This window comes from Ruegeria meonggei, from assembly GCF_042768335.1.
Taxonomy (GTDB): domain Bacteria; phylum Pseudomonadota; class Alphaproteobacteria; order Rhodobacterales; family Rhodobacteraceae; genus Ruegeria; species Ruegeria meonggei.
Genome location: NZ_JAXHBT010000002.1, coordinates 216,668 through 233,175, shown reverse-complemented (window position 1 = coordinate 233,175; position 16,508 = coordinate 216,668). Strand labels below are relative to the sequence as shown.

At 57.3% G+C, this 16,508-nt stretch carries 13 protein-coding genes; 5 read left to right on the top strand and 8 right to left on the bottom strand.

Features of this window, described 5'->3' with window-relative positions:
- Positions 1–64: 64 nt before the first annotated feature.
- A complete protein-coding gene (locus SJY13_RS21170; RefSeq protein WP_377194066.1) occupies positions 65–685 on the top strand; it encodes an HAD family hydrolase in 621 nt (206 codons plus the stop codon).
- Between the two features lies 1 nt (position 686).
- On the opposite strand, the gene SJY13_RS21165 is transcribed toward SJY13_RS21170, so the two are convergent.
- On the bottom strand, positions 687–1,925 hold the full coding sequence (locus SJY13_RS21165) for an MFS transporter (RefSeq protein ID WP_377194064.1): 1,239 nt from the start codon (positions 1,923–1,925) through the stop codon (positions 687–689).
- Between the two features lie 146 nt (positions 1,926–2,071).
- Here SJY13_RS21165 and zapE point away from each other — a divergent pair, with 146 nt between their 5' ends.
- Complete coding sequence (gene zapE, locus SJY13_RS21160) at positions 2,072–3,130, top strand: cell division protein ZapE (RefSeq protein WP_377194062.1); 1,059 nt, start codon at positions 2,072–2,074, stop codon at positions 3,128–3,130.
- Between the two features lie 60 nt (positions 3,131–3,190).
- On the opposite strand, the gene SJY13_RS21155 is transcribed toward zapE, so the two are convergent.
- Genes SJY13_RS21155 through SJY13_RS21140 form a run of 4 tightly spaced genes read right to left on the bottom strand, consistent with a single transcriptional unit; the run spans position 3,191 to position 9,441 of the window.
- On the bottom strand, positions 3,191–4,465 hold the full coding sequence (locus SJY13_RS21155; protein ID WP_377194060.1) for a bifunctional folylpolyglutamate synthase/dihydrofolate synthase: 1,275 nt from the start codon (positions 4,463–4,465) through the stop codon (positions 3,191–3,193).
- Positions 4,462–5,394 (bottom strand): acetyl-CoA carboxylase, carboxyltransferase subunit beta, encoded by a 933-nt coding sequence (gene accD, locus SJY13_RS21150; RefSeq protein WP_377194058.1) that lies wholly within the window; start codon positions 5,392–5,394, stop codon positions 4,462–4,464. The genes SJY13_RS21155 and accD overlap by 4 nt, the downstream gene beginning before the upstream one ends.
- A 59-nt stretch (positions 5,395–5,453) precedes the next feature.
- Complete coding sequence (locus SJY13_RS21145; protein ID WP_377194634.1) at positions 5,454–6,341, bottom strand: CPBP family intramembrane glutamic endopeptidase; 888 nt, start codon at positions 6,339–6,341, stop codon at positions 5,454–5,456.
- On the bottom strand, positions 6,334–9,441 hold the full coding sequence (locus tag SJY13_RS21140; protein ID WP_377194056.1) for an ABC transporter transmembrane domain-containing protein: 3,108 nt from the start codon (positions 9,439–9,441) through the stop codon (positions 6,334–6,336). The genes SJY13_RS21145 and SJY13_RS21140 overlap by 8 nt, the downstream gene beginning before the upstream one ends.
- A gap of 248 nt (positions 9,442–9,689) precedes the next feature.
- Here SJY13_RS21140 and SJY13_RS21135 point away from each other — a divergent pair, with 248 nt between their 5' ends.
- From SJY13_RS21135 to SJY13_RS21125, 3 genes are all read left to right on the top strand, one after another.
- Positions 9,690–10,451 (top strand): DUF6478 family protein, encoded by a 762-nt coding sequence (locus SJY13_RS21135; RefSeq protein ID WP_377194054.1) that lies wholly within the window; start codon positions 9,690–9,692, stop codon positions 10,449–10,451.
- 10 nt (positions 10,452–10,461) lie between these two features.
- Positions 10,462–10,821 (top strand): hypothetical protein, encoded by a 360-nt coding sequence (locus SJY13_RS21130; RefSeq protein WP_085822215.1) that lies wholly within the window; start codon positions 10,462–10,464, stop codon positions 10,819–10,821.
- Positions 10,822–10,907: 86 nt separating this feature from the next.
- Positions 10,908–12,434: an MFS transporter gene (locus tag SJY13_RS21125; RefSeq protein ID WP_377194052.1), complete on the top strand. Its 1,527-nt coding sequence runs from the start codon at positions 10,908–10,910 to the stop codon at positions 12,432–12,434.
- Between the two features lie 43 nt (positions 12,435–12,477).
- Here SJY13_RS21125 and SJY13_RS21120 read toward each other — a convergent pair whose 3' ends face one another.
- From SJY13_RS21120 to gpmI, 3 genes are read right to left on the bottom strand one after another with little or no spacing between them, the layout of a single operon-like run.
- Positions 12,478–13,818 carry a S41 family peptidase gene (locus SJY13_RS21120; protein ID WP_085822213.1) on the bottom strand — a complete coding sequence of 447 codons (1,341 nt, stop codon included), beginning with the start codon at positions 13,816–13,818 and terminating at the stop codon, positions 12,478–12,480.
- Between the two features lie 6 nt (positions 13,819–13,824).
- Entirely contained in the window at positions 13,825–14,955 is a 1,131-nt protein-coding gene (locus tag SJY13_RS21115; protein WP_377194050.1) for a murein hydrolase activator EnvC family protein, read from the bottom strand.
- Positions 14,952–16,469 (bottom strand): 2,3-bisphosphoglycerate-independent phosphoglycerate mutase, encoded by a 1,518-nt coding sequence (gpmI, locus tag SJY13_RS21110; protein WP_377194048.1) that lies wholly within the window; start codon positions 16,467–16,469, stop codon positions 14,952–14,954. The genes SJY13_RS21115 and gpmI overlap by 4 nt, the downstream gene beginning before the upstream one ends.
- Positions 16,470–16,508 lie beyond the last annotated feature (39 nt).

Below are 16,508 nucleotides of genomic sequence, written 5' to 3'. Positions count from 1 at the left end.
TGTAAATTCCGACCGGGATTGGTTCAGTCACCGGCAACAGGGATTGTGAGAACGGGAAATACCCATGCCGATTGAAGCCGTTGTTTTTGATATTGGAAATGTCCTGATCGAGTGGCAGCCAGAACGCTATTACGACAAAGTGATTGGCGAAGATCGCCGCCGGGCCATGTTTGCCGAGGTGGATCTGCACGGGATGAACGACCTTGTCGATCAGGGGCATCATTTCACCGACACAATCTATAACTGGGCCGAGAAGTACCCGGAGTGGCGTGACGAAATCCGCATGTGGCATGACAATTGGATTGAACTGGCGGCCCCGGAAATTCCCCACTCTGTACGGTTGCAACGGGCCTTGCGCGCCAAGCGTTTTCCGGTATTTGCGCTGACCAATTTCGGGGTGCAGAATTTCGACTATGCCACCACGGTCTATCCGTTTCTAAACGAATTTGACCGTCAGTATGTCTCTGGCCGTATGAAACTAGTGAAGCCTCATGTGCCAATTTATGAGATGGTCGAAGCCGATTGTAGCGTGCCGCCCGAGCGGTTGCTGTTTGCCGATGACCGGATCGACAACATCGAAACCGCGCGGGCGCGAGGCTGGCAGACGCATCATTTCACCGGCGCTCAGGGATGGGCAGATCGGCTGGTGTCTGCCGGTTTGCTGACGCGGGGCGAAGCCGTCTAGCTTAGGCGGCGATGGGGGCTGACCTGTATTCGCGGATGGGCAGGTGGACGATGGCGCTAAAGGCTCCGATTGCGACGCCGATCCACCAGACCGTGGTGTAATCGCCGTATTGGTCATACATCCGCCCGCCCAGCCAGACGCCCAGGAAGCTGCCGACCTGATGGCTAAAGAAGATGATGCCATAGAGCGTGCCCATATAGCGCAGGCCATAAAGATGCGCGACCAAGCCTGAGGTAAGCGGCACCGTGGCCAGCCAGAGCGAGCCCATCACCAGTGAAAACACGATAACCGAAAGCGGTGTGATCGGGAACACGATGAACGCAGCGGCCGCCAGTGTTCGGGCGGTATAGATGGCAGCCAGCAGGTATTTCTTGGGAAAGTGGTTGCCAGCCCAGCCCGCCAGAAGTGTCCCACCGATATTGGCCAGACCGATCAAGGAAATCGAGACCGCGCCCAGTGCAGAGGTTGATGTGATCCCGATCGAATGTAAAACGCCGCCCGGTTGAATTGGACCGCACATCTCGGTCACGAAGGCTGGGAAGTGCGCGGTGATAAAGCCCAATTGGTAACCGCAGCTGAAAAACCCCAGGAAGATCAGTGTGTAGGACGGGTCCCGGAACGCTTTACCCAGGATTTGGCTCATGCTTTCTTCTTGTTCTGCCCGGCTGATCGCTTGCGGCGCGCGCATAAACGGCAGTGTCAGGATCATTGCCAGAATTGCGATGGCAAAGACGATGAACACCTGTTGCCAGGGCAGAAATGTCAGCATCCATTCCGCGGTGGGGGCGCCCAGGACCTGTCCGAAACTGCCTGCTGCTGTGACAATAGCCAGTGACATGGATCGGTTTGCGTCCGACGAGGCCCGGCCCACTACGGCCAGGATCACGCCGAACCCGGTTCCTGCGATACCAAATCCGACCAGCCAAGCGTACATCTGATGTTCGAACGGTGTGACAGACCACGCCGACAGAACCATACCTGCGGCATAAACCAGTGCGCCCAAAACAATGGCGCGTCGGTCACCGACCTTTTCAGCGATGGCGCCAAAGATGGGCTGACCGATGCCCCAGGCCAGGTTCTGGATTGCAATCGCCATCGAGAAATCAGAGCGCAACCAGCCGAATTCGTCCGCGATGGGTATCTGGAACACACCAAAAGATCCGCGCACCGCGAAATTGACCGTGATGATAACGCAGCCAACGATCAGGATCGGGTTCAGAAGACGGACGGATTGGGGCATTATGACCTCTGGGAATTTCTGTCCTGACGTTATCCCGATTGTGCTCGGCGTCAATTCAGGAGTTTTGCCCTTTGGGATCAGCAAAATTGATGTGACGCCAAAAAGGCGGGTTTTCAACGGGCAAGCCGGACGCTATGCCTCGGGTTATGACGGGTTTGATTTCGCATTATGACAGGCAGGTCGCCGACGGCACCCTGACCAGAGACGACGCGCAAGAGGCCGTTCTTCCCCAGTTCGAACGCATTCGCGCAGCTTTGGCCGAACCGGTCAAACGCGGCTTGTTTCGCAAGGCACCCCCACCGCCCAAGGGTCTGTACCTGTGGGGTGGTGTTGGACGCGGGAAGTCCATGTTGATGGATATGTTTGTCGATGGGCTGGGTGAAATCCCGGCGCGGCGGGTGCATTTCCATGCTTTCATGCAAGAAATCCACGCGAGTATGCACAAGGCCCGCAAGGACGGGGTTGAGGATGCGCTGACCCCGGTGGCGGCTTCGGTCGTGAAATCGGTACAGGTGTTGGCGTTTGACGAGATGCAGATCACCGATATCACCGATGCCATGATCGTGGGTCGGCTGTTTGACATGTTGCATGACGGTGGTGTGGTGGTGATCACGACCTCGAACCGTCACCCGGATGACCTCTACAAGGATGGGCTGAACCGGCAGCTGTTCCTGCCCTTCATCGCGCATATCAAGGAACAACTTGAGGTGTGGGAGCTGATCTCGCCCACTGATTATCGCCAGAACAGGCTGGAGGGTGCGCCGGTCTATTTCACGCCGATTGGGCCCGAAGCGCGGCAGAGTATTCGCAGCGTCTGGATCGATCTGGCAGGCGGTGAGGCCGAACCATTGATCCTTCAGGTCAACGGTCGTGCCGTGGAACTGCCCGCGTTTCGCAACGGGGTGGCCCGGGCGAATTTCTATGACCTGTGCGGGCGGATGCTGGGGCCTGCGGACTATCTGGCAATCGCAGAAGAAGTGAAAGTGCTGGTGTTGGAAGACGTTCCGCGCTTGTCCCGCAACAACTTCAATGAAGCCAAGCGCTTTGTCACGCTGATCGATGCGTTGTACGAAGCGAAAGTCCGGTTGATTTGTTCTGCGGCGGCTAAGCCCGAAATGCTGTATGTCGAAGGCGAAGGAACGTTTGAGTTTGAACGCACCGCATCACGGTTGCGGGAAATGCAGGATCAGGGCTGGGGTAAATAGGGTGCGCTGCCCCCGTCGCGCAGCGCGCGCCTCCCCCGGAATATTTTGAGCCAGGTGAAGCTAGCTGTTTTCGCGCAAGATGTTGCCTGCCAGATAAAGCGAGCCGGAGATCAGAACCCGCGCTTGCGGATCTTTGTCGAGAATGGCTTGCAAAGCAGCGGCGACACTTTCGGCCGTCGCGGCGCTGAGACCGACTTGGGTCGCTGCTTTGGCAGTGTCTTCGGCACTTAACGTATTGGCCTCGCCGGGGATTGAAACCGCGGTCAGGCTGTCGACTTGCTTTGCGAGCGGGGCCAGATAGCCTGTAACATCCTTTGTGTTCAGCATACCGCAGATCATATGGGTGGGGCGTGCGGGCAGCTTGGTCAGCACGTCGGCCAAAGCACCGCCGGCGGCGGCGTTGTGACCTCCATCGAGCCACAATTCGGCCTGCCCTGCCTGATCGACCAGAGGGCCAGCTTTCAGCCGTTGCATACGGGCTTGCCATTCCGGTTTCGTCATTGCGGCCTCATACGCGTCGTCGCCCAGATCGAGGTGACGCAGAACCGCCAGAGCGGCCCCGGCGTTCTGAATCTGATGTGCGCCCAGCAGTTTGGGCAGCGGCAGATCCCGCAGGCCGGTTTCGTCCTGATAGACCAGACGGCCGTTTTCCTCGGTCACATGCCAATGTTGGCCATGGACCAGCAGCGGGGCGCCAAGGCGGGCGGCTGTGTATTCGATGACTTCCAGCGCCTCATCCTGTTGAGGGCCGACGATACAGGGAACGCCCGGTTTGATGATCCCCGCCTTTTCGGAGGCGATTTTGCCCAGCGTGTTGCCAAGAAACTGTTCGTGGTCGATAGAGATCGGCGTGATCACTGTCACGACAGGTTCGTGGACGACATTGGTTGCATCCAGACGACCGCCCAAGCCGACTTCAAGCAGAGTGAAATCAGCCTGCGCACGCGCAAAGGCCAGCAGCGCGGCGCATGTCGTGATCTCAAAATAGGTGATGTTTTCGCCCCCATTGGCGGCGTAACATTCATCCAGAACGGCGCTGAGGTCGGGTTCTGATATTAGCGCACCGGCTAGGCGGATGCGTTCATGGAACCGTGCCAGATGGGGCGAGGTATAGGCATGTGCCGACAGCCCTGCCCCTTCGATCCCAGCGCGGATCATTGCCTGGGTCGAACCTTTACCGTTTGTTCCGGCAATATGGATCACGGGTGGCAGTTCTGTCTGCGGATTGTCCAGAGCCGCCAGCAAACGCCACACACGGTCCAAAGTCAGGTCAATGATCTTGGGATGCAGCGCCATCATCCGTTCCAGGATCCGGTCGGATGTCTGGGACGTCATGTCTTGCCCGGGTCCTCGGTCGGAGTTTCGGCCTTGGTGTCCTCGGGCTGTGGCGCAGGCAGATCGCCTTTTACCGCCGGGGGCTGGTTCATCAGCATACGCGTGATGGTGATCAGTTCGTCCCGCATCTCGGTCCGTTTGGTCACCCGGTCCAGCATGCCGTGATCCAGCAGATATTCGGCTCGCTGGAAGCCCTCGGGCAGTTTTTCCCGTATGGTCTGTTCGATCACACGCGGTCCGGCAAAACAGATCAGCGCGTTGGGTTCTGAGATATGGACATCACCCAGCATCGCATAAGACGCTGTCACCCCGCCCGTGGTCGGATGGGTCAGCACAACAATGTAAGGCAGATTGGCCTCTTTCAGCATCTCAACCGCAACAGTGGTGCGCGGCATTTGCATCAGGCTGAGGATGCCCTCCTGCATCCGCGCGCCACCGGCGGCTGAAAACAGGATCAGCGGGCGCTTTAGCTTTACCGCCTCTTGCGCAGCCGCGATGATGGCGTTGCCGACATACATGCCCATCGAGCCGCCCATGAACGAAAAATCCTGTGCGGCGGCCACAATTGGTGTGCGTCCGATCTCACCCTTCGCGACCAGCATCGCTTCTTTTTCGCCAGTGTTCTTCTGGGCGGTTTTCATCCGGTCAGGATATTTCTTCTGATCTCGGAATTGCAGCGGATCGTCCTTGGGTGCGGGAACCGAAACTTCGGTGAAAATTCCGCCATCAAAAAGGTGCGAAAACCGGTCGCGCGGCGTGATACCCATGTGATGATCGCACTGGGTGCAGACGTTCTGATTGTCGGCCAGTTCGCGGTGAAACAGCATCGTGCCGCATTCGTCGCACTTGTGCCAAAGGTTTTCAGGCACTTCCCGGCGCGAGAAGATCGAATTGATCCGGGGGCGGACGTAGTTTGTGATCCAGTTCATATCGGAACCTTGCTAGTGCGGCTTTGACGTCAAATAAGACGCTACGGAAGGAAATGCAATCAGCGCCTGAGTGCAAGGCGTGCTGTCAGCCAACTGATCATCATCACGGCGAAATCCACATACAGCCATTGCCGCAGAACGCTTGTGTCGGACATGTCATATGGAAACAAGTACAGCGCCAGCCCACTAAGGCTGTCGGGCAGCGAAATGAACAGAAGGGCTACGATATTGTTGAAAAAATGCAAGGCGATAGCCGGGCCCAGGGTCCCTGCCCGCGCGGTCAGATCTGCAGCGCACAGGCCAAAGACGCAAGACCAGACAGCAATCAGCATCGCGTTTTCACCGGCAATGCCGGGCGCATAGTGGCCAGCGGCAAACAATAACGACGGTACCCCCATCCAGATGATCGGGGATCGAAAACGTGCAGCCAGACATTGCTGCATGTAGCCGCGAAACAGAACCTCTTCGGCGCTGGTCTGAATAAAAACGGCCCCAAGGGCCAAGGGCAGAAAAACAAGCCAGTGCGAAAATTCCAGATTTTGCTCCAGCGGCTGCCCCAGCCCATAAGGAGGTAGAACCGCAATGATCAGAGTTACTATTAGTAAAGCTTTAAAAACACGCCGAAATTGCGTGATCGCCAGGCTGTAAGGGCCAAGAATCGACCGCAGTGACCGACGTTGCAGCTGCTGCGCTGCCAGAGCCACACCAAGGGTGGTAAAACCAAAGCTGGCAAGCACGATAACCACGGCCATTGGGGTTGCGCCGCGCAAAAAATCCTCGGCCCTTTCAAAAGATCCCAGCGACGCAACCGAGGTGAACAGGACCAGGTTCGACCCGGTCACAACAATTGCGACGATGGCCATACCTAAAAGAAACCGCCAAAACTCGGGTTTGGCGCGCCCATCCCGCACAAGCCCTTCATGGGATGAATAGGCCGAATTACGCATTCTCACCTGCATCTTCCACGCCAACGATCTGTGGAACCTCTGGGAAAAAGGCGTTGGGGTTTTCGGCATCGCTGATTCTGCTGGCCAGCCCAGTCAGGTTCAGTGCGACGGCCTTCAAAAGCTGCGCTGCGACCGAAGCATCGCTTTCCAGCACTGCACGCAATTCCTCCGCGCCAATACGCAGGAACGAGCAATCGGTATTGGCGACCAGATCCAACTGCCGGGCCTCGCCAGTGATAATGGAAAGATCACCGATCAGGCGACCGGGCTCGATTACCGACACAACCCGTTTCCCGCCCGTGTCATCCGGCCAATCCAACCTGGCCTGCCCTGTGATGCACAGATAGGCCGCGTCCGGGGCCTGCCCCTTGGAAAAGATGACCTGACCAGCCGCCGCATCATACCATTGCGCTGAAAAGGCCAGCAGGCGCTGGTTGCGGCCGTCGATGCCGGAAAACAACTCGGTCGAGGAAATGATCTTGAGCTTGCGGCTCAGATCAGCTGTCGCGCCTGTGTCATCCAGACTATGTGTTTTCGATACCCCATCAATGCGACCGTCCTTGATTTCGACGAATAGGTCATAGGCTTCGGGATGAGCGAAGTTATCTTCCATAAAGATCATGATCGATTCCGGCAGCAACTCACGCAGCTTCAGGCGTGTTCTCAACCGGCTTTCCGAATCGTGGCTGGCCAGGGCCTTGTCCAGGACCAGAACGTCCGGGCGCTTGATCCCGGCGCGCGAGAACGCCGCACGTTCCTGAAACACCGTCGGCAGGTTGTTTCCGCCCAGACCCGAGGGCAGGTCATAGATGATCGCGGCGGCGCGGCGGCGCATTCCGGCTTCGTTCATGGCGTCGGCCACAACATCTTCAATCTCGTCCCTATGTGCCCCGGCCATAAGGGAAATGCGCCCGTACAGTGCATTTTCCATCACCGTCATACGGGCGATATAGGCGTCGGGTGTCACCGGAATGAACATGCCATTCATCGACGCCCGCAGCCTTTCAGCCTGACCGCTGCGAATGGTCAGGATCTTGTCCTTGTATTCGTCTGGAAAATCCGGACCGATCTGTTCCGCGGTCAACAGGAACGGAACGGTCAGCAACAAGGCGCGTTCCTGTTCAGAGATACTTGCTTCGCCCTTGGACTTGCGCCGCTCTTCAATATCCAAAAGTCGGTGGTACATGTCCTTTGTCATACCCAGACGCAAAAATAACGGATGATCGGTGCCATCGCGTCCAAAGGTCTGGTTCAGCGTCTCAATTACTGCGTTCGAGATTGCCATCGCATCGTCGTCTAGCTCGTGTCGTCGCAGCATGGACATGAACCGGCCGTCGCCCGCCAGAATATCCGGCGAGATGTCGTGCGATGGTGCTGCATATAGCAGGTTTCCACCCAACGGGACGGCGGGATTGAAACGTGCAGGATCAAACCGATAGACATACCTGTCCAACCCCTTCTCCCGCAACCTTTCAGCCACTGTATCGCGCAGGTTCACGATATCTTTCGCCAGTGCCGGGTGCTGTTGGGGATTGAACTGAGTACGCAACGTACGGCGAAACATGAACTCATCAATGCCCATCGCTTCGACCAGCTTAAACCACCAGTCGCGGATGTCCTCGATATCGTCCAGACCAGCCAGCCCCGGATCGATCCATTCGTCCGACAGGGAATCTGTGGGGTTGCCTGCGCGGGCGGCTTCGATCTGCCAGCGTGATGGGGCCTTTAGCGCCTCGGCTTCGTGCTGCGGGTGCGTGCGCAGAGGCATCAAAAGATTGTCGCCCAAGGTCCCGTCGAACAGGTAGGGCCTAGAATAGGCGTACCCGATCCGCGCCGCGATCACGGACTGGTGCAGGGTCTGGATGTCATGCCCGGCGATCGTGACGTCGCCCTGCACGGGCAAAAGCTCTCGGGTCAGCAATTGAGCCAATGCGCTGCGTTCAGCTGCGCTTGACGATTGAATCGCGACACGTGCGCTTTTGGGGATCGTCAGGTCGATATCTTCCAGGATGGTTTTGCCGTCGTCATCGCGCACGGTGACATTGTGCAAGACGATGTCACCGGTCAGATGAGGGATCGTTTCCGGTTCGCCCAAAAACAGGTTCTCCGGCACCATGTTGTCCGGCGCAAACCGTTCGGTCACAATTTCCCACCGCAGCGACATATCCTGCACCTGGTTGTAATAGGTCAGCAGATCCTTCCAGGGGCCGCTGAGGTCTTTATAGGCGCCAAGAGCAGCCACAAGGGCACCAACGGTGACCTCACCCGTGATCGCCAGATACCCGCCGACCGAATAGAACAGGAACGGCGTCATCTGAGTGATCAGATTGTTGAGAAATTTCATGAAGAACTTCTTGTTGTAGATCTTGAACCGGATCTCAAACAAGGTTCCCAACCGGTGGCTGAATTGTGCCAGCCGGTATCGCCAGCCGCCATTGGTGCGGAGGTCGCTGATACCCGCCGCACTTTCCCCGATTTCCGAGCTCAGGTGGCGTACCTGCTGAATACGGTCCTTGTTCAGAAGATTGATCTGTCGCTGGAGTTTCGGGATCAACCAAGCCTGCAGCGGGATCAGCGCGATGCTGGCCAGCCCGAACCAGACACTTTGCATGAACAAAAAGGTCACGATGGTCATCATCTGACCGAACTGGAATACTGGCTGGGCAATCGCATCGCCCATCAACCCTCCCATCGGTTCAGCTTCGGAGGTGATCATCGACACCAGCTCACCCTGACTGGTGGTGGCAAAATAGGATTTCGGAAACCGCATACTGCGATGGATCAGGGTAAACCGCAGGCGGCGCAGCATCCGCTCGGCAAGGACGCCCTTCATCGTGTTGATGCGCATTTTCATCAGGCCGCTTGCGATCACGGTTGCCAGAAAGGCCACGCACAGGATCAACAGATACTCGATCTGCGTCACCGTGATGCCAAGGAATGTCACGGTGTCATTGGGCGCGCCGATAGCGTCGTTTATGATCTGTTTGGGCAGCTCAAGCGACGCGTAAAGAAACGGAAACGATAATACCGTCAAACACAACAGCACAAGTTGTTGTTTCTTTGAGTATTTCCAGATGAATGCAAAAAGAGTGGGTTCCATGCCCCGGACGTGCCTCGAATTATAATGGGTGCTTTTTTGTTTGGATGATCCTGTGCAACCACGTGTCGGACGGTACGCACTGACCTGATCGATTGCAAGAATAGCGCTCGCTCTATCAGACCGAAGTCGCAATGCCCAGTCACATGCGCGTTTACGGTTCCGGAATTTTCAGGCGCCAAAATGTCAATTCACTCTTATCCCCTGGGCCGTCTTTGACTAATAAGGAGGCACGTTCACACGATGGGACCATGGGCAGACTTCTGGATCGCTATATTCACCGAAAGGTATTGGAACGCTGGCGCAAGGCCGCGCGTGACGCCGATGATGCTCCGGCATCTGATTTGCGGCAACAACGCGACGAGGCACGTAAGCTGCGTTCTCATCTGGATATGCTGCTGCACATGGCCGAAGGTCGGCTGACGCGCCCCTTGATCGGTTCCGAGCAATTCCCGAAACCCTTGGGCACGGACTGGTCTTGGAGGCCGGATCTTTGGCGTGGGCCGCTGATCCGACCGGGTGTGGCCTCGGCCCCGCGCAAGGCTGTGCTGGATCGGCAAGTAACACTGTTTCACGACTGCAAGCTGTCCGAGATAGGGATGCGGCAAATCCGAAACACCCGTGACAGTGATCTGGCGGCCTTCGCGCTGACGGTCGAAGTATTCGGGTTTGCTGGTTCGTTTCTGTCTCTTTCGGTGGAATTGCCACCTGAAGCAGCGCAGGGTCTGTCGAAACAGCATCTAATGCGTGTGGACCTTTTGCTTGAGGCCGAGCGCGCGCTGGAGGTTTTTGGCCGTTTGAACATCCAGCACGGGCCAAATTCGGATCAGGTTCTGCGCAAACTGGACTTGTCCGCCCCGTCCATTGCTATTGATTTCGACCTTGCGCATTTGCCCCTGAACGAACGACGGATTGAGAAGATCTGGCTGGACCTGATCTTTGAAAACCCCGGTATGAACCGCGTGGTTCTACGCGATCTGACCTTCTGCCGCCATCACCGCGCTGACTTGTGAGACCCTGGCTATGACACATTCGACTTTGACCCCCGTCCTGTTCGAAGATGGCATCTGGATGGGGCATATCCAGACCGAAACAGAGCCTGCAGTCCAAGTACATTACCGCGATCAGATTCTAAAAGACTTCACGGTCTCAGCTGCGGATAACGGCTGGGATCTGCACGTTGAGATTCCAATCTCGGCCCTGTCGGATGGTGTGCATTGTTTTGTGATTTTGGACGCATCCACGGCAGAGAAACTGGGTGATTTCACAATCATTGCTGGCAGTCCCGCATCTGAGGACTTGCGCGCCCAGATTGAGCTTTTGCGCGCCGAGTTGGACATGTTGAAACGGGCTTTTCGCCGAATGCAACACCCGGACGGCTGAACGTTCTGTAGCAGAAAAAGGTCATTCCCTATCTTTTGAACGTTTTACGTGCATCATGAGGTGATCGCAGTAACCAGGATCGCCCCATGGACAGAAGCAGCATTATCAAAGTCATTGCGCTGATGGTGACTGGGTTCGGCATCGGCATCGATTTCACCGGTGCACTGATGTTGGTTCCGGCGATTGAAAACAGCTTTGATGCGGATATCACCAGCACGCAATGGGTATTGAACATTTACGCCCTGTTCTTTGCCATGACCATGGTTGCAGGCGGCCGGATGGGGGACATGTTTGGCCATCGTAAGATGATGCTGATCGGCCTGTCGATCTTTTTGTTTTCATCCGTCATGTGCTTTTTCTCGCCAAGTCTGGATTTCCTGATCGGTGCGCGGGCATTGCAGGGGATCGGCGCAGGGTGCGTTTGGCCCTGTACACTTGCGTTTGGTGCCACGAGGGTCTCCCGCCCCGAGAACCGGGCGATGATCATGGGCCTGATCCTGGCAGGCGTCACCAGCGGTAATGTCTTTGGCCCGCTGATCAGCGGGGCGGCTGTGAATTACGGAGACTGGCGGCTGTTTTTTCTGGCAAATGTGGTCTTTTCAACCATTTCGATGCTGACAGCCCTGTTCCTGATGCAGCGCGAGAAGCAGCATAAAAAAGGCGAACACATCGACTTTGCCGGGATGGCCGTCCTGTCCTTTGCTGTTCTGCTGCTGCTTTACGGCCTGGATGTAGGCGAGGACTGGGGTTGGACATCTGTTCCGTTGCTTTCGCTGGTTTTTGTCAGCGCCACGTTGTTTTTCCTGTTCCCCAAAGTGGAAAAACGCGTGAAAGAGCCTCTTTTGCTGCCGCAGATGATGCAGAACCGGGAGTTTCGGATCACTCTGGGCCTGAACATGTTCAATGTTTCTGCGGCGTTTGTCGGGTTGCTGTATTTTCCGCAATACATGCAAAAGGTACTGGGTTGGTCGACCTTGCAATCGGCGCTGGGGTTGGCGCCACTGACCGTATTGCTTGCTGTAGGCTCCATAGTGTCCGGGACGCTATACAATGACTTTGGACCGAAACGACTGCTGTTCTGGGGATACTTGATCGCGACAACCGGTGCAGTCAGCGTGGTGGTTTTACCCGCCGGCTTGGGCTATTTCCAGATCCTTCCCGGCATGGCCATGATCGGATTGGGGGCAACTCTGACCGTCGGACCCTCTGGGACGGCCGCAGTCTGTGCGGTGAAACCGGAACGCGCCGGACTGGTCGGCGGGTTAAGCTTTATGACCCATCTGGTATACGGCGCGATCAGCGTCGCCTGTGCCACGGCCATCATGTACGTTGTCAGCCTGCGCAGTCTGGCCAAGCAGCTGGCATCTGCGGGCGTCAACATGTCTGACGCAGATCAGAAGGCCATCAACGGCAGCACCCTGTCGACGAAATCTGCGCGCGCGGTGATGGAAAAGCTTAGCGCAGCCGAGGGTGAAACGGTCAAATCAGCCATCGCTGCGGCCTTTGACACCGGAATGAACATGGCCTTTGTCTTTGCCGCGCTGTCGGTGTCGGTCGGGGTTGTTTTGGCTATGATGTTGAATGAGGAAAAGCTGCATAAGGTGGAAGCTTGACCACTAGAAAATAGGGCCGCCTGTTTCGGCGGCCCCTGGTTGTCTACTGAGACGGTCCGTTCGGACTAAAGGCCGTCAGACCTTTGAGGATATCGATGGCATAGGCCAGTTGATAATCCTCTTCCCGCAACTCGGCCGTAGCTTCGGCCTTGGCGCGGTCTTCTTCGATCTGGCGGATTTCGTCTTCGCTCAGGCTGTCATTATTCAGACTGCCGCGCAGATCAGCCTCAGAGCGGGTGCGCGCATCGCTTTCCTCGTCCTCGGCATCAGCCACAGGACGCGGCTGTTCGACAATGATGTCAGGGCTCACACCAAGCGCCTGGATCGAGCGGCCAGAGGGCGTGTAGTAGCGCGACGTGGTCAGGCGCATTGCGCCGTCACCGCGCAGTGGCATCACCGTCTGGACCGAGCCTTTGCCAAAACTCTTGGTGCCGACAACAATGGCCCGGCGATGATCCTGAAGCGCGCCAGCCACAATCTCGGAAGCCGAGGCTGACCCGCCATTGATCAGCACCACAATCGGTTTGCCTTCAGCCAGATCCCCAATTGTCGCGTTAAACCGTTCCCCTTCGCCCGGATCGCGACCCCGGGTCGAAACGATCTCACCTTCGTTCAGAAACGCGTCGGATACCTTGATCGCCTGGGTCAGCAAACCACCCGGATTGTTGCGCAAGTCCAGCACCACGCCGTTTACTTTTTCGATGCCGCCGACCTCTTCGATCTGCTCTTTCAGACCAGCCTCGAGATTGGGGTAGGTTTGATCATTGAACGTGGTCACACGCAGCACAACGCTGGTGCCTTGGGTTCGGGCCCGAACAGCAGTCAGTTTGATAGTGTCGCGAATAATGGTGATATCGAACGGTTCCTGCTCACCCTCGCGCACAACGGTGATCACGATTTCTGAGCCGACCGGGCCGCGCATCAGATCAACCGCCTTGTCCAGGGTCAGGCCCAGAATGCTCTCTCCGTCGACATGGGTGATATAGTCGCCCGCCTCGATCCCGGCCTCGTCTGCAGGGGTGTCGTCGATGGGTGAGACGACTTTGACAAAGCCCTCTTCCTGCGTGACTTCAATTCCGAGCCCACCGAACTCACCGCGTGTCTGAACGCGCATTTGCTCGGCATCATCTGGCGACAGATAGCTGGAATGCGGATCCAGCGAGGTTAGCATGCCATCAATGGCAGCCTCGATCAGTTCCTCGGGCTCGACCTCTTCCACATACTGGGCGCGAATGCGTTCAAAGATATCGCCAAACAGATCCAGCTGTTCATAGACGCTGGCTTTGCTCTCTGCTTCTTGCGCCAGCAAGGGGCCGGCAATCTGAGTGGTTGCGATTATACCTGCCACGGTTCCGGCCAGACCGGCCATCACAAATTTCTTCATACTCGTTTATCCATCCTTGTCGGTCCGAAACCATGATTCCGGGTCCACGGGGCTGTTATCTTGTCTTACCTCTATATAGAGCGTTTCTGACCGGTCAGTTCCAGTGCCATCACTGCTTGTTGACAAAATTGCGCCGATTTCCGGCGTTTCGCCAGGCATCAAACCAACCGGAGTGCCTTCGGGGATCACTTGCCCGGGGTTGCCGTACACCTCTTGCAGGCCCGAGAAAACAAACAGTAACCCAGGCTGGGGTTCGAGGATCACCAGGTTGCCCAAATCCAGCAATGGCCCGCGATACCGAATCGTGGCCGCAGTCGGCGATGTAACAATCGCGCGCGGCCGGGTGCCCAGCACCACGCCCGGGCGTTTGACGCCAGCTGCATCGGTTTCTCCGGCACGGTGCAGCAAAATGCCTTGGGCAGGTAAATCGATCTGACCCTTGCGATCTGCCACATCGGCGTTGATTTCAGCAATCTCACCTTCGGAGATTTCCGACAATCCGCTGGCAAAACCTTCTAACGTTTCTGTTGATGAGATCAGGATGGCGGTCCGCACCGGGTCTTCGACAAAACGGCGCGGCAGATCAGTGCGGTCGGCGATGGCCTTGCTGAGTTCAGTGCGCGCAGTCTGAACGCCGGACAGGCCCTCGGTCAGGGTTTCCGAGGCGCTTTGCTGCAATTGTCGCAGGGTCTGAACCTCTTGCAGATCATGGGCCAGCGCCTGTGCGCGGGCGTTCAGGCCGGGGGCGACCTCGGACAGCATCATTCCAGCCCGAGCTGATCCCAGCGGCCCGGACGGGTGCAGCATCAATACCGGTGGCGCGGTGGTTTCAATGGTCTGCAGCACGCCCAGTAATTGTGCGATGTCTTTTTCCCGCGAGTGAAGCTCTGCCGTCAGCTGTGCCTCACGCGTGGCGGCTCGGCGCAAGCCCTCGCGCATTGCGGCCAGACCGGCCTCATAGGCCTGGATCGTTTTGGTCAGGGCGCGAACCCGGTCGCGGGCGCTGTCCGCATCAGTCAAGGAGACCGACGCCTGTTCCAGCATTTGTGCAGCATTCAATGCGGCTGTTGACGGGTCCATCTGTGCGTGGACTGGCGTCGACAACAACGTCGCCAGAAGAAGCGCACGCAGGGTCATGACAACAGGCTCTTGCCGGTCATCTCCGGTGGTTGTTCAATACCCATCAGGTCCAGCAAAGTTGGGGCCAGATCGGACAGGCGTCCGTCGCGCAGCGTCGCACCCTGGGGGCCACCGACCAGTGCCACAGGCACCGGGTTCAGCGTATGCGCCGTATGCGGCCCGCCGGTTTCAGGGTCGACCATCATCTCGCAATTGCCGTGATCAGCGGTTACGATCATCGCGCCACCGGCTTTTTCAAGCGCGACAACAACCTGCGCCAATCCCTGATCTACCGCTTCGCAGGCTTTCATTGCAGCTTGCAAATCGCCCGAATGGCCAACCATATCCGGGTTGGCATAGTTGGTGACGATCAGGTCATAACCCGCCTCTATCGCCTCAACAAACTTTGCGGTCACCTCGGCCGAAGACATCTCGGGCTGCAAATCATAAGTCGCCACTTTGGGCGATTGCGGCATGAAGCGATCTTCACCCACTTCGGGAGTTTCTTTGCCACCGTTCAGAAAGAACGTCACATGCGGATATTTCTCGGTCTCGGCCAGACGGAACTGGCGCAATCCCTTTTTAGCCACCCATTCGCCCAGAGTATTCACGATGGAGCGTTTGGGAAACACGGTGGTCATATAAGCGTTGTGGCCATCGGAGTACTCGACCATTCCAAGCAAAGCCGAGAGCCTGGGCCGGGGTCCAGTGTCGAATTCTGCAAACCCTGGCTCACCAATAGCGCGCAGGATTTCACGGGCGCGGTCGGCGCGGAAGTTGAGGCAGAAAAGGCCGTCACCATCGTGGATGCCGTCAAAGTCATCCAGAACCGTGGGGGCGATGAACTCATCAGTTTCGGACTGGTTATAGGCGTGATCGATCGCCCCATGGGCTGATGCGGCAAACCGCCCCTTGCCTTTGACCAGTGCATTATAGGCCTCGCCGACGCGTTCCCAGCGGTTGTCGCGATCCATCGCAAAATACCGCCCGCAGACCGAGACGATACGTGCGCCTTTAGGCAGGCGGTCTTCAAGTTCGGCTATATAGGTAAAGGCAGACTTCGGCGCCACATCGCGCCCATCCGTCATTGCATGCAACGCCACTGGCACGCCTGCATCTGCAATCGCCTTGGCGGCGGCCACGATATGGTTCAGGTGGCCATGCACACCCCCATCCGAGACCAACCCCATCAGATGCGCGGTGCCACCTGCGGCTTTCACCTTGCTGATAAACCCCTGCAGGGCGTCGTTTGCAAAGAACGATCCATCCTCGATGGCCAGATCGATCTGGCCAAGGTCCATGGCCACAACGCGCCCGGCACCGATATTGGTATGGCCAACCTCAGAATTGCCCATTTGCCCGCTGGGAAGGCCCACGTCGGGGCCATGTGTGGTCAGTTTGCCATGAGGGCCCTTTGCCATGATCGCGTCAAAGGTCGGTGTGTCGGCCAAGTAGGGAGCGTTGCCTTCTGTGTCCTCGGACAGGCCCCACCCATCAAGAATACAAAGGACTACAGGTTTGGGGGCGGTCATTTCGACTCTCCGGGTTTCTGCTCTTGGTCCGTCTTGTAC

Excerpts from the sequence above, each read along its gene's own strand:
- SJY13_RS21170 (WP_377194066.1), top strand. The coding sequence starts at position 65 with ATGCCGATTGAAGCCGTTGTTTTTGATATTGGAAATGTCCTGATCGAG.
- SJY13_RS21165 (WP_377194064.1), bottom strand. The coding sequence starts at position 1,925 with ATGCCCCAATCCGTCCGTCTTCTGAACCCGATCCTGATCGTTGGCTGC.
- zapE (WP_377194062.1), top strand. The coding sequence starts at position 2,072 with ATGACGGGTTTGATTTCGCATTATGACAGGCAGGTCGCCGACGGCACC.
- SJY13_RS21155 (WP_377194060.1), bottom strand. The coding sequence starts at position 4,465 with ATGACGTCCCAGACATCCGACCGGATCCTGGAACGGATGATGGCGCTG.
- accD (WP_377194058.1), bottom strand. The coding sequence starts at position 5,394 with ATGAACTGGATCACAAACTACGTCCGCCCCCGGATCAATTCGATCTTC.
- SJY13_RS21145 (WP_377194634.1), bottom strand. The coding sequence starts at position 6,341 with ATGCGTAATTCGGCCTATTCATCCCATGAAGGGCTTGTGCGGGATGGG.
- SJY13_RS21140 (WP_377194056.1), bottom strand. The coding sequence starts at position 9,441 with ATGGAACCCACTCTTTTTGCATTCATCTGGAAATACTCAAAGAAACAA.
- SJY13_RS21135 (WP_377194054.1), top strand. The coding sequence starts at position 9,690 with ATGGGCAGACTTCTGGATCGCTATATTCACCGAAAGGTATTGGAACGC.
- SJY13_RS21130 (WP_085822215.1), top strand. The coding sequence starts at position 10,462 with ATGACACATTCGACTTTGACCCCCGTCCTGTTCGAAGATGGCATCTGG.
- SJY13_RS21125 (WP_377194052.1), top strand. The coding sequence starts at position 10,908 with ATGGACAGAAGCAGCATTATCAAAGTCATTGCGCTGATGGTGACTGGG.
- SJY13_RS21120 (WP_085822213.1), bottom strand. The coding sequence starts at position 13,818 with ATGAAGAAATTTGTGATGGCCGGTCTGGCCGGAACCGTGGCAGGTATA.
- SJY13_RS21115 (WP_377194050.1), bottom strand. The coding sequence starts at position 14,955 with ATGACCCTGCGTGCGCTTCTTCTGGCGACGTTGTTGTCGACGCCAGTC.
- gpmI (WP_377194048.1), bottom strand. The coding sequence starts at position 16,469 with ATGACCGCCCCCAAACCTGTAGTCCTTTGTATTCTTGATGGGTGGGGC.